Source organism: Denitromonas ohlonensis, from assembly GCF_007625205.1.
Taxonomy (GTDB): domain Bacteria; phylum Pseudomonadota; class Gammaproteobacteria; order Burkholderiales; family Rhodocyclaceae; genus Nitrogeniibacter; species Nitrogeniibacter ohlonensis.
In genome coordinates, this window is record NZ_VMNI01000002.1 from 151226 (window position 1) to 168966 (window position 17741).

11 protein-coding genes and 1 pseudogene are annotated in these 17741 nt (G+C 65.0%); 9 read left to right on the plus strand and 3 right to left on the minus strand.

From position 1 onward, the window contains the following. Positions 1–188 precede the first annotated feature (188 nt). The 3 genes and pseudogenes from FHP89_RS01460 to FHP89_RS01470 form a co-directional block, all read left to right on the plus strand. Positions 189–1373: pseudogene (locus tag FHP89_RS01460) on the plus strand (NAD(P)/FAD-dependent oxidoreductase); the annotation flags it as partial. A 269-nt stretch (positions 1374–1642) separates the two neighbouring features. Beyond that, complete coding sequence (locus FHP89_RS01465; RefSeq protein ID WP_144176706.1) at positions 1643–2383, plus strand: Mut7-C RNAse domain-containing protein; 741 nt, start codon at positions 1643–1645, stop codon at positions 2381–2383. 358 nt (positions 2384–2741) lie between these two features. Then, on the plus strand, positions 2742–5342 hold the full coding sequence (locus tag FHP89_RS01470; RefSeq protein ID WP_144176708.1) for a TRAP transporter permease: 2601 nt from the start codon (positions 2742–2744) through the stop codon (positions 5340–5342). A 197-nt stretch (positions 5343–5539) separates the two neighbouring features. Here the strand turns inward: FHP89_RS01470 and FHP89_RS21120 are convergent, their stop codons facing one another. Beyond that, positions 5540–5671 (minus strand): hypothetical protein, encoded by a 132-nt coding sequence (locus tag FHP89_RS21120; RefSeq protein ID WP_260851436.1) that lies wholly within the window; start codon positions 5669–5671, stop codon positions 5540–5542. Positions 5672–5919: 248 nt separating this feature from the next. Between FHP89_RS21120 and msrB the strand changes: the two genes are divergently transcribed. Continuing rightward, positions 5920–6417: a peptide-methionine (R)-S-oxide reductase MsrB gene (gene msrB / locus FHP89_RS01475; RefSeq protein ID WP_144176716.1), complete on the plus strand. Its 498-nt coding sequence runs from the start codon at positions 5920–5922 to the stop codon at positions 6415–6417. Between the two features lie 178 nt (positions 6418–6595). On the opposite strand, the gene FHP89_RS01480 is transcribed toward msrB, so the two are convergent. Next, positions 6596–8614, minus strand: a complete 2019-nt coding sequence (locus FHP89_RS01480; RefSeq protein ID WP_144176725.1) for a PEP-CTERM sorting domain-containing protein — start codon at positions 8612–8614, stop codon at positions 6596–6598. Positions 8615–8932: 318 nt separating this feature from the next. Between FHP89_RS01480 and mfd the strand changes: the two genes are divergently transcribed. Next, positions 8933–12364 (plus strand): transcription-repair coupling factor, encoded by a 3432-nt coding sequence (mfd, locus tag FHP89_RS01485; protein ID WP_144176734.1) that lies wholly within the window; start codon positions 8933–8935, stop codon positions 12362–12364. Here the strand turns inward: mfd and FHP89_RS01490 are convergent, their stop codons facing one another. Beyond that, entirely contained in the window at positions 12365–13198 is an 834-nt protein-coding gene (locus tag FHP89_RS01490; RefSeq protein ID WP_144176744.1) for a cupin domain-containing protein, read from the minus strand. A 91-nt stretch (positions 13199–13289) separates the two neighbouring features. Here FHP89_RS01490 and FHP89_RS01495 point away from each other — a divergent pair, with 91 nt between their 5' ends. The 4 genes from FHP89_RS01495 (at position 13290) to pabB (ending at position 17690) form a co-directional block, all read left to right on the plus strand. Beyond that, positions 13290–13826 carry a peroxiredoxin-like family protein gene (locus tag FHP89_RS01495; protein WP_144176751.1) on the plus strand — a complete coding sequence of 179 codons (537 nt, stop codon included), beginning with the start codon at positions 13290–13292 and terminating at the stop codon, positions 13824–13826. Between the two features lie 187 nt (positions 13827–14013). Beyond that, complete coding sequence (locus tag FHP89_RS01500) at positions 14014–15090, plus strand: 3-deoxy-7-phosphoheptulonate synthase (RefSeq protein WP_144176755.1); 1077 nt, start codon at positions 14014–14016, stop codon at positions 15088–15090. Beyond that, entirely contained in the window at positions 15090–15920 is an 831-nt protein-coding gene (gene serB / locus FHP89_RS01505) for a phosphoserine phosphatase SerB (protein ID WP_144176757.1), read from the plus strand. Before FHP89_RS01500 ends, serB begins: the two co-directional genes overlap by 1 nt. A gap of 15 nt (positions 15921–15935) precedes the next feature. Next, positions 15936–17690 carry an aminodeoxychorismate synthase component I gene (gene pabB / locus FHP89_RS01510; protein WP_144176759.1) on the plus strand — a complete coding sequence of 585 codons (1755 nt, stop codon included), beginning with the start codon at positions 15936–15938 and terminating at the stop codon, positions 17688–17690. Positions 17691–17741: the final 51 nt, after the last annotated feature.

Below are 17741 nucleotides of genomic sequence, written 5' to 3' on the forward strand. Positions count from 1 at the left end.
CAAGCCACTAAAAAGTCACCACTTAACAGAACGCTCGCAACTGTAAAGTCCCCCGACAACTCCGCCTGAAATCGCCACAGCCCCGGCACCTCGCCGGCCCTACCATCCCCGACACCAATCTGGTAAAACCCGCGCAAGCGAACACCGCAATACTTTCGTAGGGCGGATCAGCCGCAGGCGCATCCGCCGGTCTTCCCTTCCATGTGGCACCGATGGCGGAAGGCGCTACGCTTTTCCGCCCTACCCGAACTCAAACCTATCGAGACACCATGGACACTGTCGACTGCGTCATCATCGGCGCCGGCGTCGTCGGGCTGGCCTGCGCGAAAGCGCTCGCTGAGTCCGGCCGCGAGGTCATCGTGCTCGAGCGCGAATCCGCCTTCGGCACCGGCATCAGCTCGCGCAACAGCGAAGTCATCCACGCCGGCCTGTACTACCCGACCGGGTCGCTCAAGGCCCGTCTGTGCGTTGAAGGCCGCGATCTGCTCTACGCCTACTGCGCTGAGCGCGGCATCGGCCACGCGCGCTGCGGCAAGCTTGTCGTTGCCCCCCGCGCCGAACACGCCGGCGCGCTCGACCAGATCCGCGCCAAAGCCACCGCCAACGACGTGCACGACCTGCAACGACTCGACCGCGCCCAAATCGCCGAACTCGAACCCGCCCTCGACGCCCACGCCGCGCTGCTCTCGCCTTCCACCGGCATCATCGACAGCCACGGCCTCATGCTCTCGCTGCTCGGCGACGCTGAAGCCCACGGCGCCATGCTCGCCCTCGGCAGCCCGGTCATCGATGGCTACGCCGACAATGGCACGTTGGTCTTGCGTGTGGGTGGCGAGCAGGAACTGGAACTGCGCGCAAACTGGGTCATCAACGCCGCCGGGCTCGACGCCGTCGCCCTCGGCCAGCGCATCACCGGCCCCGCCCAAGCCGCGCTGCCCCAAGCCTGGTTTGCCCGCGGCGTGTACTTCACCCTCACCGGCAAAGCCCCCTTCTCGCGGCTGATCTACCCCTTGCCCGAGCCCGGCGGCCTCGGCGTGCACCTCACGCTCGACCTCGGAGGTCAGGCCAAGTTTGGTCCCGACGTCGAGTGGATAGACACCCCCGACTACCATGTCGACCCCGCCCGCGCCGAGCGCTTCTACCAGGCCATCCGTGCCTGGTGGCCGCAACTCGAGGACGGCCGCCTGGAGCCCGGCTACGCGGGCGTGCGCCCCAAGATTGTCGCCGCTGGCATGGCCGATGCCGATTTCCGCATCGACGGCCCGACCCAGCATGGCACGCCCGGGCTCATCCATCTGTTCGGCATCGAATCGCCCGGCCTCACCGCGGCGCTGGCCATCGGCCGACAGGTGGCGGTGATGGCGGCGGGCTGAGCCGGGTGTGTATCGCCCGTTCGGCGGGCGAGTCTGGCACCTCGGCTCGGCCAGCGGGCGGACGGCACGCTGGCGAATGCGTGGCTGTCGCAGCGCGACCGTGCGCCAAAATCCTCCCTCTATCCGAGTACCGACCTTGAATGACCGACCGGATGCCCCCATCCCATCAATGACTTGAATCCGGCGTGCCGCCGGCCAGATCGCGGCATCGCGATCGCAAAACCGCACACCACCACGAACCCAGGGCCCGCTCACAAACTCCAAGCGGCATGACCACCAGCCGCTTCCGCTTCTATGCCGAACTGAACGACTTCCTGGCGCCGGACCGACGGCACCGGGAGTTCGCCACGAGCAGCCCGGAGACCGCCTCGGTCAAGCATGTCATCGAAGCCCTCGGTGTGCCTCACACCGAGGTTGAGCTGGTGCTGATCAATGGCGAGTCTGTCGGCTTCGACCGCCAGCTGGCCGAGGGCGATCGGGTCGCGGTCTATCCGGTCTTCGAGGCCTTCGACGTCTCATCGCTGTTGCGTGTGCGCAGCGCGCCGCTGCGGCACACCCGCTTCGTCGCCGATGCGCACATGGGCGGTCTTGCCCGGCTGCTGCGCATGACGGGCTTCGACACGCTGTACGACAACGCCTATGAAGACCGCCAGATCGAACGGCTGGCCGCGCGGGACCATCGCATCGTGCTCACCCGAGACCGCGATCTGCTCAAACGCCGCAGCATCACCCACGGCTGCTACATCCACGCGAGAAAGCCGTCGAAACAAGTCGAAGAAGTTTTCACGCGCCTCGATCTGGCGCACAGCGCACGCCCATTCACCCTGTGCCTCGACTGCAACGCGCCGCTGCGCCCGCTCGACCGCGACGAGGCGATCAACCGCGTACCGCCCGACGTGGCCCGCCGACACCACAATTTCAGCACCTGCGACCACTGCCGGCGCGTGTTCTGGGAGGGTTCGCACTGGCAGCACATGAAGGCCCTCATCGCGCAACTCAGAATCGAATGAAGCGCACCGCCATCGCGAACATTGGTGCCCTGCCGCCGGGGGGATCGAGCGGCTGCGCGCCCGAGGCCTCGCACCATCTCGAGTCGCCCTGAACCCGCCCTCATGACGCGCCGGGCTCGCCCGTCACTCATTCGCCGCCCCGTTGCAACAGGGCCAATCGACGCCTGCGGCTCGCCCCGCGCCCCCGTCCAATTCTGACCGCGACGCCTTCACCGACCTGCCCGGCCGCCACGCCACGTACTACAAAGAATAAGGTGGGGGTTCATTCCTGCACCCTCAGGCACATCGCCGGCATAAGAACGTTCGCGTTCGACGACCCGTCCGCGACCGCACCGGCGAACACGAGGAGACCGGGCGAATGGCCAAGGCACAAGCTCGACACCATGAACTGAGCGAAGAAGAACTGAAGCAGATCGTTGCCGAGGCGGACACCGGCGGGCGCAAGCCGACCGGCGTCACCGCCGCGATCATTGCTGCCACCGGCATCGCGTGGTCGCTGTTCCAGTTGTGGTTCGCCTCCCCGCTGCCCTTCGTGTTCAACATCGGCATCCTCAACGACACCGAGGCGCGCTCGATCCACCTGGCCTTCGCGGTCTTCCTCGCCTTCATGGCCTACCCGGCCTTCAAGCGCTCGCCGCGCGCTCATGTGCCGGTACTCGACTGGGCGCTGGCACTCACCGGCGCCTTCGTGGCCGGCTACCTCTTCCTCTTCTATGCCCAACTGGCCGAGCGCCCCGGCCTGCCGATCACCATGGATCTGGTCGCCGCCGTCATCGGCCTGACGCTGCTGCTCGAAGCGGCGCGTCGCGCGCTGGGGCTGCCGATGGTCATCCTCGCGCTGGTCTTCATCGCCTACATCTTCCTCGGTGCCTACATGCCGGACGTGATCGCGCACCGCGGCGCCTCGATCAGCAAGGGCATGAACCACCTGTGGCTGTCGACCGAAGGGGTATTCGGGGTCGCGCTGGGCGTGTCGACGAGCTTCATCTTCCTCTTCGTGCTGTTCGGCGCGCTGCTCGAGACGGCCGGCGCGGGCAACTACTTCATCATGTCGGCGATGTCGATGCTGGGGCACTTCCGCGGCGGGCCGGCCAAGGCCGCGGTGGTGGCCTCGGCCTCGACCGGCATGATCTCTGGCTCGTCGATCGCCAACGTGGTGACCACCGGCACCTTCACCATCCCGCTGATGAAGCGCGTCGGCTACGCGCCGAAAAAGGCCGGCGCGGTCGAGGTGGCGGCGTCGGTGGATGGCCAGATCATGCCGCCGGTGATGGGCGCGGCCGCCTTCCTGATGGTCGAGTATGTCGGCATCCCCTATGTGCAGGTGCTCAAGCACGCCATCCTGCCGGCACTGATCTCGTACATCGCGCTGTTCTATCTGGTGCATCTCGAAGCCATGAAGGCCGACATCCGCGGCCTGCCACGGCCGCCCAGCCCGCACAGCTGGCAGACACGGCTGATGCGCACGATCATGACGATCAGCGGCGTGATCGTCCTCGCCGGCATCGTCTATTGGGGCATGGGCTGGATCAAGGATGTCGCAGGCGACGCCTCGTTCATCGTCGTCGCGGTGCTGATGTTCTTCGCCTATCTCGCGCTGCTGTGGTTTTCGGCGCAGCAGCCCGAGCTGCACATCGAAGACCCGAACGACGAAATCACCGTACTGCCCGAGGTCGGCCCGACGCTCAAGTCCGGTCTGCACTTCCTGCTGCCGGTCATTTCCCTGATCTGGAACCTCATGGTCGAGGAACTCTCGCCCGGCCTGTCGGCCTTCTGGGCGACGAGCTTCATGATCTTCATTCTCGTCACCCAGCGCCCCATCCTCGCGCTGATGCGCGGCAAGGGCGACACCCTGGCCGAATTGCATCAGGGCTTCCGTGACCTCTACGACGGCCTGTCGATCGGCGCGCGCAACATGATCGCCATCGGCATCGCCACCGCCGCCGCCGGCATCATCGTCGGCACCGTCACGCTGACCGGCATCGGCCTGGTGCTCACCGAATTCGTCGAGGCGGTCTCGGGCGGCAACCTGATGGCCATGCTGTTCATGGTCGCGGTGATCTGCCTGATCCTCGGCATGGGCCTGCCGACCACCGCCAATTACATCGTGGTGTCGACACTGATGGCACCCGTGGTGGTCGAGCTCGGCGCACAGAGCGGCCTGCTCGTGCCGCTGATCGCGGTGCACCTGTTCGTCTTCTATTTCGGCCTGATGGCCGACGTCACGCCGCCGGTCGGCCTCGCTTCGTATGCCGCCGCCGGCATCGCCCGCTGCGACCCCATCGCCACCGGCGTGCAGGCCTTCATCTACTCGATCCGCACCGCAATCCTGCCCTTCATGTTCATCTTCAACACCCAGCTGCTGATGATCGGCATCGACAACCTGTGGGCCTTCTTCCTCACGGTGAGCAGCGCAATACTCGCCAATCTGATCTTCGCCGCCGCCACCCAGGGCTGGTTCCTCACCCGCAGCCGCTTTTACGAGACTGCACTGCTGCTGCTCGTCACCTTCAGCCTGTTCCGGCCCGGCTTCTGGATGGACCAGATCTATCCGCCCTACAACACGGTGCCGGCAACACGCCTCAACGAACTGGTCGAAGCCACCCCCGCAAACGGCAACCTGCGCGTGTGGATCGAGGGCATCACACTCGAAGGCGACGAAGTCTCCAAAGGCGTGCTGCTACCGCTCGGCGACACCGCGCAAAACGCCCGAGCGCGCCTCAAGCAGTCGGGCCTGACCGTGATGGCGTTCGGCGACACCACCCAGGTCATGATGGTCGATTTCGGCAGCCGCGCCGACAAGCTCGGTATCGAACAAGGCTTTAACGTGACCCACATCGAACTGCCCGCCGAACGCCCCGCAAAAGAATGGATTTTCGTGCCGACGCTACTGGTGCTGGCGCTCGTGGTCATGCTGCAGCGGGGACGGGCACGACGGGCTGCAGCGCGGGCCGACTGACGCGTGGGTCGCCGGCAGGAGAGTCGCACGCCCACCATCGTCGCATCCGATACACCCTCACCGGCCTTGGCCGGCGGGCAGCGACACCAAGAATTTATCGCGCAGGGGCGTCGTATTTCATCACCGACACCGAGGTGGATTCAAAAAAAGGAAAGGGCCGGCATGACCGGCCCCTGTCGATTCGGCTCCGGCGGAGCCTACTTCTTCGGCTGCGATGGCGTACTCATACCGCCAGTGTCGTCCTTGGCCTTGTCTCCTGTGCAAGCGACTGCCGATAGGCTGCCGAAGGCGAAGAGCGCGGTGAGCAACGCGGTAAGGAATCGATTCATGCCTTCTCCCTTCGATTGGGAGATTCCAATTTAGGCCCGGCGCGGTCGGGCGGCAAGCGGCGTCCGTCGAACGGTGAGTCGAACCGCCGGCCAGGGCTGTACACAAGCCCCCATGCCGGCGTCTGGCGAATTTTGTAACGACTGGCGTTGTCGAAGATGCAGACGGTAAAAACGCCACAAGCGCTCGCCCAGCCCAGCCACGGGCAGAGCACGCAACGCGACGGCACACCACTCACAGGAGGTCAGCCATGAACCGACGCCAATCACTCCAGACCCTGATGGGAGCCGCCCTGCTCTCGATCGGCGGGCATCGCGTCGCCGGGGCGGCCGGCCCCACCTTGATGAAATCCAAAGACGAATGGGCCAAGCTGCTGCCCCGTCCGGCCTACGCCGTACTGTTCGAGGAAGACACCGAACCCCCCGGCAGCAGCCCGCTGAACAATGAGAAGCGCGACGGCACCTACCTCTGCGCGGCGTGCTATCTGCCTCTGTTCGACAGCGCCACCAAATACGACAGCGGCACCGGCTGGCCCAGCTTCTGGCAACCGCTGGCCGGCGCGGTCGGCACCGAGCGCGACTTCAAGCTGCTCTGGCCGCGCATCGAGTACCACTGCTCGCGCTGCGGCGGGCACCAGGGCCATGTGTTCGACGACGGCCCGCAGCCTACCGGCAAGCGCTACTGCAACAACGGGCTCGCGCTACAGTTCGTGGTGCGCGGCGACACACTACCGGCGCTACGCACCTGAACGCCGGGCACCGCCCGCCACACATCAATTTGGCGGTCTCGCCCAGTTTGTCTGAACCCTGGTCAACGCCCAGCGCAGGCACCACAAATTCGAGGTACTCAAACGAAAACGCCCTCAGTCGAGGGCGCCTTCTATAACAGGCCGAGCCAAACACGGCGGCGCCCGGCCTCCGAATCCTTCAAGGCCTGCGCACGCGCCGATGAACCGTCAAGGAAACAACGGCCAGACCCGCGAGCAACATCGCGAACTGGCTTGGCTCCGGCACCGGCGCAATCGTCGCAGATCCGGCAGCAAGCAGGTAGCTGAACGCGGCACCCTGCGATACATCTGCGGTGAGCGAAAAGTTGATGGCCAGATCAACTTGCCCCACAAACGAGCCAAGGTTGATCGCATTGTTGACGAAGAAGCCACGGGCATCGGACAAAGTGATGAAACTACGAGAAAACATTGTTTGGCCGGCGTTCGCTATCGAAAAATCCAGAGCCATCGGATTTAACGCGTCATAACCAGAAAAATCCATCAGCCCAAGCAGTACATCGGTCGCCTGATCGAGAGTGTACGAATACTGCGCACTCCCAGTGTAGGTACGTTGCCCAGCTGCAAACTCGCTGTAGTTCGCGCCGATTACACCAGTGCCAATCATGCGGCGCTCCGCGCCCGCGACAAACGACGCCTTGATTGCATTATGGCCATTGACCAGGCTGTCGAACTGGCCGCTGGACAGCAACCCGTCAGCATAAGAAAACGCTTCAATGCCGTTGCTGCCGCCGGACAGATTTGGCAGCACTTTCGAGGCACCTCCGGAAAATCCGGTCATGGCAACACTATTGACCTGCTGCGCCACATCAGAGGCATTCGCCGTATTCTCGCCAACCTGCGCGCTTGCTCCTGCCTTGATCACCGGGTGGATATATCTGCGTGCGGTGCCGCTGCCAACCTCGAAGGAGTGATTGGTCATACTCGACGCATTGGCGTGGCCACCATTCCCTGCCGCATATGCGCTGGCCTCTGCAAAGCCAACACCGCGCGAGCTGGCAGAAGCATCGGCATTGGCCTTACCACCTAGGACCCACGGGGTGCTTGGTGAGATGGCCCGGGCGGTTGCCCGCGCAGTCGAACCGAAGTGATCTGTGCCGATGGATATATAGGCGGTTGCGTTTCCGCTGTTGCCGGCAGCCCCCGTACTCGTGGTTCCGCCTCGCCCACCCGATGCCGTAACAACCCCTGAAACGCTACGCTCACTATAGGGCCAGAAGGTCTGAACCAGCCGGGATAGCGCATTACCACCATTTCCTGCGAACGCGTTCTCGGAGTAGCCGCCGTCGCCACCTTTGGCAAACTGCGACAACGACAGCGAGTTATTAGATGACCCTCGCGCACCATCAACAATGCTTGTGTCCGCGCCATTTCCGCCCGATGCACCCGAATAGCCGGATCCACCGTTACCACCGATAGCATCAGTCCTGACGCTGAGGTGTCCGGAACCTTGTTGCCCATAGGTTGAGCCAATCGAGGCGACCCCGCCATCGCCCCCTCGACCGCTTCCATAGCTCGCAGTACCGCCAGCACCGCCGACAACCTCGTTGATAAGGCTGGCATTCCCAAAGCCAACGAAATGCCCCGACGACGCACCAACGGCACTCCCGCCGTTTCCGCCATCGCCAAAGTAGCTGCTGCCCCCCGAACCGCCAACCGCGCGGGCGGTCACACCGTAGTACGACCCGTTTCCACCAGACATACCCCGCGCCTTCGCGCTGGCATCTCCGCCCTCGCCGCCGTCGTACCCGACCCCTGCCGCCACGCCACCCGCGCCACCTGTCGCCTGGCCAAGAACCGAGGCACTGCCCGACAATACGTTGGAGCTCCCGTCTGCAGTCGCCGAACCGCCATCGCCACCACTTCCAAGAACACTCGGCTGACCATTGATCACCCCAACGCCCAGATACTTGTCACCGGCCCACCCGCCTTGACCACCAGTTGCTTTCGCACTACTGGTGTTGTCATTGTTAAGCGGAAGCGTGGCGGTTGCGCTACCACCGTTCGTGCCTCCACTACCATTGACACCGTCGCTACCATCTACACCCAACACATCCATTGTCACTGCGTAGGTAGGTAAAGGCGATATGCCAAAGCTGGCCACAAACAAGCCAATAGCCGGCAAAGATCGGCGAACACTTCCAAATTTTTTGCGATGCATTAATTTCTCCAGACGGCACGTCTATGCTTCGATCGGCCCCTTGAAAACCGATCGCATTATGCAAGAAAGATGCCCAAAGAAAAATGTCTATTTACTACATACGGTTACCCTTTCGACAAAACATACCTGCATCTACCTCCGTAAAATCTCCCGACATCCCCTGCCACGCTAACCACGTCCAGCCGACCAGAGTTAGCCGCTACCGTGGCCACGCGCATACCGTTCTCGATTGAGCTCGGTCAACGCCATCGTCCCGGCAATCGCTGGGCATCGGCTCCCGTATAATCAACGCCCCGCCTCCAGACGTCTTCGCCCCGCATGCCCGCCCCTCACCCCCTGCTCCCCTCGCTCACCGCCCTCCCCACAGCCAAACCCGGCCAACGCGTCGACCTGCCGGCGCTGGCCGGTTCGTCCGACGCGCTGGCGATTTCGGCATTGGGCACGGGCACGATGCAGGTTGTAGTGGTGGCGAATCCGATTGATGCGCAGCGGCTGCGGGACGAGATTTTGTGGTTCGCGCCGGACTTGCGGGTTTGCGTGCTGCCGGACTGGGAGACGCTGCCCTACGACGCGCTGTCGCCGCACCAGGATCTGGTATCGGAGCGGCTGGCGACCTTGTATACGGTGACGCGCGGCGAGGCGGATGTGGTGTTGGTGCCGGCGTCGACGGCGTTGTATCGCATGGCGCCGCCGAGTTTTCTGGCGGCGCATACCTTTTTTGTGAAGCGCGGCGAGCGGATGGATGGGGATGCGTTTCGCGAGCAAATGACGCTGGCGGGTTATGCGCATGTGACGCAGGTGGTAAGCCCGGGGGAGTACAGCGTGCGCGGGGGCATCATCGATCTGTTTCCGATGGGTTCGACGCTGCCTTACCGCATTGATCTGTTCGACGACGATGTTGACACCATCCGCACCTTCGACCCGGACACGCAACGCACGGTGTATCCAGTGGACCAGATTCGCCTGCTGCCGGCGCGGGAGTTTCCGCTCGACGAGGCGGGCCGCACGCGATTTCGCAGCACGTTCCGCGAGACGTTTGAGGGCGACCCGAGCCGGGCCTCCATTTACAAAGACGTGTCGAACGGCATCGCCTCAGCCGGTGTGGAATATTTTCTGCCGCTGTTTTTCGAAGACACAGCCACGCTGTTTGATTACCTGCCGACGGCGTGCCGGGTGTTGCTGCATGGCGATGTGCCGACGGCGATTGCCGACTTCTGGCGCGATACGCAGTCGCGCTACGACTTGCTCGATGGCGACCGCAGCCGGCCGGTGATGGCGCCGCGCGCGCTGTTTCTGGATCAGGAGGCCTTCTTCTCGCGGCTGGCCGACCACCCGCGCTTGCAGATTGGCGCACCGCGCGAGGGCGAGGTGGCGTCGCTACAGGTGCCGACGGTGGCGGTCGAGCGCAAGGCGAATGATCCGCTGCAGGCGCTCAAGCGCTGGCGGGAGGGCTTTGACGGCCGGGTGCTGGTGCTGGCCGAATCGGCCGGACGGCGCGAGACCATGGCGGAGTATTTTGCCGAGTACGACCTGGCCTACACGCCCTGCGACGACCTGGCCAGCTTCCTGAGCGGCGACGCGCCGCTGTGCCTGTCGGCCGGGCCGCTGACGCGCGGCTTTATCCTGCCCGAGGCGAAGCTGGCGATCCTCACCGAGACCGAGCTTTACGCCAACACCGCACGCACCCAGCGCCGCCGCGATGGCGGGCGCAAGGCCACCGTCGAGGGTTGGCTGCGGGATTTGTCGGAGCTGAAGATCGGCGACCCGGTGGTGCATGTGTCGCACGGCGTGGGGCGCTACCTCGGCCTGGTGCACATGGACCTGGGCGAAGGCGATACCGAGTTTCTGCATCTGGAATATTCGGGCAGCGACAAACTCTATGTGCCGGTGTCGCAGCTGCATGTGATCACCCGCTACGCGGGGGCCGACCCCGAGGCGGTCGATCTGCACCGGCTGGGTTCCGGCCAGTGGGACAAGGCCAAGAAGAAGGCCGCCCAGCAGGTGCGCGACACCGCCGCCGAGCTACTGGCGCTGTATGCCCAGCGCGCGGCGCGCACCGGCCACCAGTTCAGCTTCAAGACGCATGACCTCGACGCCTTTGCCGAGGCCTTCGGCTTTGAAGAAACGGCCGACCAGCAAGCCGCCATCGACGCCGTCATCAAGGACATGCAGTCCGGCCGGCCGATGGACCGGCTGGTGTGCGGCGATGTGGGCTTTGGCAAAACCGAAGTCGCCCTGCGCGCCGCCTTCATTGCCGTGGCGGATGGCAAGCAGGTGGTGGTGCTGTGCCCGACCACGCTGCTGGCCGAGCAGCATTACCAGACCTTTGCCGACCGCTTTGCCGACTGGCCGATCAAGATCGCCGAGTTGTCGCGCTTCAAGAGCGCCAAGGAGCAAGCGCAGGCGCTCAAGGAGCTGGACGAAGGCAAGGTGGACATCATCATCGGCACCCATCGTCTGCTGCAAAAAGACGTGCAGTACAAGCGCCTGGGGCTGGTGATCATCGACGAAGAGCACCGCTTTGGCGTGCGCCAGAAAGAGTCGCTCAAGCAATTGCGCGCCGAGGTGGACATCCTCACCCTCACCGCCACGCCGATCCCGCGCACGCTCGGCCTCGCGCTGGAGGGGCTGCGCGAGTTTTCGGTGATCGCCACGGCGCCGCAGAAGCGGCTGTCGATCAAGACCTTTGTGCAGCGCTGGAGCAAGGGCATCATCCGCGAGGCGGTGCTGCGCGAGTTCAAGCGTGGCGGGCAGGTGTACTTCCTGCACAACGAAGTGGACACCATCGAGAACGTGCGCGAGTCGCTCACCGAGCTGCTGCCCGAGGCGCGCATCGTGGTCGGCCACGGCCAGCTGCCCGAGCGCGAGCTGGAGCGCGTGATGCGCGACTTCACCCAGCAGCGCGCCAACCTGCTGCTATGCACCACCATTATTGAAACCGGCATCAACATCCCGACCGCCAACACCATCATCATGAACCGCGCTGACCGCTTCGGTCTGGCGCAGTTGCACCAGTTGCGCGGCCGGGTCGGGCGCTCGCACCATCAGGCCTACGCCTATCTGCTGACCGACGCCCACGCCAAGCCGACCGCGCTGGCGCAAAAGCGGCTCGAAGCCATCACGCAAATGGAAGACCTGGGCTCGGGCTTTTTCCTTGCCATGCACGATCTGGAGATTCGCGGCGCGGGCGAGGTGCTGGGGGAGAACCAGTCGGGCGAGATCCAGCAGATCGGCTTTTCGCTTTACACCGAGATGCTCAAGCGCGCGGTGCGCGACCTGCAGGCCGGCCGCGAGCCGGACCTGACCAAGCCGCTGGACGTGGTGTCGGAAATCAACCTGCACAGCCCCGCCCTGCTGCCCAGCGCCTACTGCGCCGACGTGCAGGAGCGCCTCACGCTCTACAAGCGCCTCGCCAACACCGACACCGAAGACGAGCTGCGCGAGCTGCAAGAAGAGCTGATCGACCGCTTCGGCGAAATGCCGCCGCAAACCTTGGCACTGCTCGAAACCCACCGCCTGCGCGTGATGCTCAAAGACATGGACGTGGTGAAGCTGGATGTGTCGGAAAGCCAGCTGAGCATTCAGTTTGGCGTAGCCGCGCCGATCGACCCGATGAAGGTCATCGGGCTCATCCAGAAAGACCGCAACATGCGCATGGCCGGGCAGGATCGCCTGATCTGCAAGATCCTCGCACCAACGGTCAAACAGCGCGCCGCCGCGGTCAAAGAACTGCTGAAGCTGATCACCTGATCAGGCGGCGGACGGCGTTCCCGACTCGTTGGCCACGCGCGACAAGGCCCGCGACAAGGCCGCCGGGCTCTCGTACCCCGCCGCCTGCGCCGCCCGCTTGAGGCCGCGCCCGGCGGCAATCTCGCGCCGCGCGATGGTCAGCCGGAAGGCGTTCAGATAGCGCCGCGGGGTGATGCCGAGGTTGTCGCGAAAGCGCTCGGCAAAGGTGGTTCGCGATACCCCTGCAGTCTCGGCCATGGCCTCTAGTGACCACGGCGCGGCCGGCTGCGAATGCACCGCCACCAGCGCCCGCGCCAGGCCCGGATCAGCCAAGCCAGCGAGCACGCCGCGCGGCAGAATCTGATTGGACAGCAAATGGCGCAGCAGACCGATCAGCAAAATCTCGCCGGCGCGGCTCAGCAACACGCCCCCACCACAACGCGGCGACTCGACTTCCAGCGCGATGAGCCCAATGGTTTGGGTGAGCCCCGGCATCGCCGCCGTCATCGGCAAAAACAGCGGTGCGTCGAAGGCTTCGAGCAGCAGCGGCGCGGCCGGCCCGTCGAAAAACGCCTCGGCGCAAAACACCCGGCAGGTCACATCATCCACCGGCCGCAGATCATGCGCCTGATCATTGCGAAACACCGCAATCGCCGGCGCGGTCAGCGTTTGCGTGCCCTTTGGGCTATCGAACGCCACGCTGCCGGCCACCACCAGACGCAAGTGCAGGCAATCGGCGGCGTCGCTGGCCACTGTGGCGGCATCGGTCAGATCGCCCATATGACGGATCTGCATGCGCGGCATCAAGCCGGTCAGGAGCGAAGTCAGGCGATCGAGGCGTGGTGCTGTTGGCATAATTTTGTACTCGCTGCAAACATTTACGGACAAAGTGTTGCACATCGTACGCAATACTCCAAGCATCGAATCTCTCGCTGGAGTCCAAAAAATGCTCGTACCCCGCCAGGCCGTCCCCGAACTGAAAGTTGCCACGCTCGCCGGCGTGCCCTTCGATCTGGCCACCGACAACGCCGACACCTTCACCATGGTGGCCTTCTATCGTGGGCTGCACTGCCCGATCTGCGCCAAATACCTGATGGAGCTGGAGCGTCTGGCCCCCGAGTTTGCCGAGCGTGGCGTGAAGACCATCGCCATTTCGAGCGACAACCAGGAGCGCGCCCAAGCCATGGCCGACAAGGTTCAGGCCAAGCACCTGCGCTTTGGCTACGACCTGCCGCTGGCCGTCGCCCGCGATTGGGGTCTGTACATCTCGGCCAGCCGCGGCAAGACCTCCATCGGCATCGAAGAGCCCAGCCTGTTCAGCGAGCCCGGCCTGTTCTTTGTGCGCCCGGACGGCACGCTGTACTACGGCGCCGTGCAGACCATGCCCTTCGCCCGGCCGCTGTTTTCCGAGTTGCTGGGCGCGATGGATTTCGTGCTCAAGAACAACTACCCGGCGCGCGGCGAGTTCGTCGGCGACGTCTGAATCTGCCCCTGCTGCGTCGTTCGAAACGGGCCGTCGAAAGACGGTCTTTTACGTTCACGGAGCGATTTTTTGACCGCCGCCGGCGAGCCCTTTGTCGGATGACAAACGCCTTGAGGTTTTCCCATCTGACGAATCGCCCGCAAACGCAGTAAACTACGCGTTTTTCGCCGCCTGAAAAGAGCGCACCATGACCGTCGCCCAGACAGAAAACCTTAATATCATCGCGCAAGACCACATGCCCTCGCCCGAAGAGGTGAAGGCCCAGGTGCCGATGACCGACGCGGCTACCGCGACGGTACTCGAAGGCCGCCGCGCCCTGCAGGCCATCCTGGATCGCGAAGACCCCCGCCTGTTTGTGGTGGTCGGCCCCTGCTCGATTCACGACCCCGTCGCCGGCCTGGATTACGCCCGCCGCCTCAAGGCGCTGGCCGACGAGCTGTCCGACACGCTGATGCTGGTGATGCGCGTGTATTTCGAGAAACCGCGCACCGCCACGGGCTGGAAGGGGTATATCAACGACCCCTACATGAACGACTCTTTCCGCATCGACGAAGGCATGCAGAAAGCCCGCCAGTTTCTGCTCGATGTGAACGAAGTCGGCCTGCCCTGCGCCACCGAAGCGCTCGACCCGATCGCCCCGCAGTACTACGGCGACCTGATCGCCTGGACCGCCATCGGCGCCCGCACCGCCGAATCGCAGACTCACCGCGAAATGGCCTCAGGTCTGTCGACGCCGGTGGGCTTCAAGAACGGCACCGACGGCTCGCTCGACGCGGCCATCAACGGCATCGTCTCGGCCGCCAACCGCCACAGTTTCCTCGGCATCAACGGCCAGGGTCGCTCGGCCATCCTGCGCACCCGCGGCAACCCCTACGGGCATGTGGTGCTACGCGGTGGCGGTGGCCGGCCGAACTACGACACCGTGTCGGTCAACCTGGCCGAGAAGGCGCTGGCCAAAGCCAAGCTGGCGCAAAACGTGGTGGTCGACTGCTCGCACGCCAACTCGTGGAAGAACCCCGAATACCAGCCGCTGGTGCTGCGCGACGTGGTGCATCAGATCCGCGAAGGCAACCGCTCGGTGGTTGGCGCGATGATCGAGAGCTTCATCGAAGCCGGCAACCAGTCGATCCCGACCGATCTGTCGCAGCTCAAATACGGCTGCTCGGTGACCGACGCCTGCGTGAGCTGGGAGACCACGGTCGACATGCTGCGCCACGCCCGCGACATTCTGCGCACCACCTTGCCGACCCGGACCTCGCCTTGATGAATCTTGTTGTGCTTGGCACCGACATCGAAACGCCGGTGCTGAAAAACCTGGCCCGCCACAGTGGTGCGCGGGCCATCGAACAAATCGACGCCAGCGCCTTCCGCCTGGTCGACGCGCAGCGCCGCGACGGCGTTGCTGAACTCTGTGACGCGGCCGGCGTGGACTTTGCCTTTGTGCCGGCCGGTCGGCGCCTGACCGACTTCGGTCTGTTCGTCACCGACATGGATTCGACGCTGATCGACATCGAATGCATCGACGAGATCGCCGACCAGTGCGGCAAGAAAGACCAGGTCGCCGAGATCACCGAAGCGGCCATGCGCGGCGAGATCGATTTTCGCGAATCGCTGACTCGCCGTGTCGCCCTGCTCGAAGGCCTGGAGGCCAGTGCACTCGACACGGTGTATCGCGAGCGGCTACGCCTCAACCCCGGTGCGCGCGAGCTGATCAGCGCGCTCAAGGCAGCCGGTATTGTCACCGTGCTGGTGTCGGGCGGTTTCACCTATTTTACCGAGCGCCTCAAGGCCGAGCTCGGCTTTGACCACGCCTACGCCAACACGCTCGAACGCGCCGACGGCAAGCTCACCGGTCGCGTGTGTGGCCCGGTGGTCGACGCCCAGGCCAAGGCCGATCACCTCATCCGCATCCGCAATCAGCTCGACTTGAGCGCCGAGCGCGTGATGGCTGCCGGCGATGGCGCCAACGACCTGCCCATGTTCCGCGCGGCCGGCTTTGGTGTGGCCTACAAGGCCAAACCGGTGCTGCGCGCCCACGCCGACTGCAGCCTCAATCACAGCGGTCTGGACGCGGTCCTCAAGCTGTTCGCCTGACCCCGCCCGGTCCGGATGCTTTCCTTCGCCTCCCGTGAGCCGGTCGCGTTGTTCGACGACAACCTTGTCGAACAACGCGCCCGCCGGCTGCACGGCCTGATCGACACCATCGTCTGCGACGCCCCGGAAGGACTCAACGCTGCCTTTGCCCGCATCGAATCCGCCACTGCGGCCGGCCACTGGGTCGCGCTCGCCGCAGCGTACGAGCTTGGCTACGCGCTCGAACCCCGGCTTGCGCCGCTACGCCCGGCCAGCCCCACGCCGCTGCTGCGCGCCTGGGTGTTTGCCCAGTGTGCCGAACTCGACGACAACGCCTGCGACGCCTGGCTCGCGACCCACGACGACGGCCAGGCCACCGGCCTCATGGACCGCCAGCTCGGGCTCGCAGAGGCCGACTACCTGCGCGCGGTCGACCGCATCAAGCACTACATCCTCGACGGCGACTGCTACCAGACCAACTTCACCTTCCCAAGCCACGGCCGCGCCTACGGCAACCCCTGGCGACTCTACCGCAAGCTGCGCCAGGCGCAGCCGGTGCGCTATGGCGCGCTGATCCTCCATGCCGACGGCGCGCTCATGAGCCGCTCGCCGGAACTGTTCGTCGCCCGCCGCGGCGACACGCTCACCTGCAAGCCCATGAAAGGCACGGCGCCGATCGATGCGCCGGCGAGCGCGCTAACTGCGAGCGAAAAGAACCGCGCCGAAAACCTGATGATCGTCGACCTGCTGCGCAACGACCTCGGGCGGCTCGCCCCGCCGGGCGGCGTGAGCGTGCCGGCGCTGTTCGAAGCCGAGGCCTACCGCACCGTCTGGCAGATGACCTCCACCGTCACCGCCGCACCGGTGCAGGCGGGCCTCGCCGAGATCTTCCGGGCCCTCTTCCCCTGCGGGTCGGTGACCGGTGCGCCGAAGATCCGCGCCATGCAGATCATCCGGGAGCTCGAACGTAGCCCACGCGGCGTGTACTGCGGCGCGATGGGCTGGATCGCCCCGCACGGTGACTTCCAGTTCAACGTGCCGATCCGTACCCTCGACATCGCTGTCGACGGCGCGCTGCGCAGTCACACTGGCAGCGGCGTCGTCGACGACTCCGTGGCCCGCGACGAGTGGGCCGAATGCCGCCTCAAGCTGGCCTTCCTCGACCGCCTCCCCGTCGACCTGCGCCTGATCGAAACCCTGCGCTTCGATGGCCAGACCATCCCTTGGCGCGACGATCACCTCGCCCGCCTCGCCCGCTCGGCGGCCGCCCTCGGCATGCCCTGCGAGCTCGACACGGTGCGCACCGCGCTCGACGCCGCCACTTCGCCGCTTAGCGGCGAACACCGCTTGCGCCTGAGCCTCGGCCACGCCGGCGACCTCGACCTTGCCGCCGAACCGCTGGCACCGCTGGCGGGCCCTCAGACCGTCTGCCTGGCCGACGAAACGCTCGACAGCGGCAACCCGTTGCTGACACACAAGACCACCGCCCGCGCGATCTACGACCGGCAGCTCAAGGCGGCGATCGCCCGCGGCCATTTCGATGCACTGTTCTTCAATGAGCACGGCCAGCTGGCAGAAGGTGCGCGCAGCAGTGTGTTCGTGGAAATCGACGGCCAGATTGTTACGCCGCCACTGGCCGCCGGCCTGCTGGCCGGCGTCTGCCGGCAACGGGCGTTGCGCGAGGGCTTCGCCCGCGAGCGCCACCTGACCCGGGGCGACCTTGCCCGCGCCACCCGGCTGTGGGTCGGCAATGCCTTGCGGGGCGTGATCGCGGTACGTCTGGACGATTGAGCCCCGCCGACCGGCAGGATCGAGCGTCGGCGCCCGTTGCCTCCGACATGC

Excerpts from the sequence above, each read along its gene's own strand:
- serB (WP_144176757.1), top strand. The coding sequence starts at position 15,090 with ATGAATCTTGTTGTGCTTGGCACCGACATCGAAACGCCGGTGCTGAAA.
- FHP89_RS01480 (WP_144176725.1), bottom strand. The coding sequence starts at position 8,614 with ATGCATCGCAAAAAATTTGGAAGTGTTCGCCGATCTTTGCCGGCTATT.
- mfd (WP_144176734.1), top strand. The coding sequence starts at position 8,933 with ATGCCCGCCCCTCACCCCCTGCTCCCCTCGCTCACCGCCCTCCCCACA.
- FHP89_RS01490 (WP_144176744.1), bottom strand. The coding sequence starts at position 13,198 with ATGCCAACAGCACCACGCCTCGATCGCCTGACTTCGCTCCTGACCGGC.
- FHP89_RS01495 (WP_144176751.1), top strand. The coding sequence starts at position 13,290 with ATGCTCGTACCCCGCCAGGCCGTCCCCGAACTGAAAGTTGCCACGCTC.
- msrB (WP_144176716.1), top strand. The coding sequence starts at position 5,920 with ATGAACCGACGCCAATCACTCCAGACCCTGATGGGAGCCGCCCTGCTC.
- FHP89_RS21120 (WP_260851436.1), bottom strand. The coding sequence starts at position 5,671 with ATGAATCGATTCCTTACCGCGTTGCTCACCGCGCTCTTCGCCTTCGGC.
- FHP89_RS01500 (WP_144176755.1), top strand. The coding sequence starts at position 14,014 with ATGACCGTCGCCCAGACAGAAAACCTTAATATCATCGCGCAAGACCAC.
- pabB (WP_144176759.1), top strand. The coding sequence starts at position 15,936 with ATGCTTTCCTTCGCCTCCCGTGAGCCGGTCGCGTTGTTCGACGACAAC.
- FHP89_RS01470 (WP_144176708.1), top strand. The coding sequence starts at position 2,742 with ATGGCCAAGGCACAAGCTCGACACCATGAACTGAGCGAAGAAGAACTG.
- FHP89_RS01465 (WP_144176706.1), top strand. The coding sequence starts at position 1,643 with ATGACCACCAGCCGCTTCCGCTTCTATGCCGAACTGAACGACTTCCTG.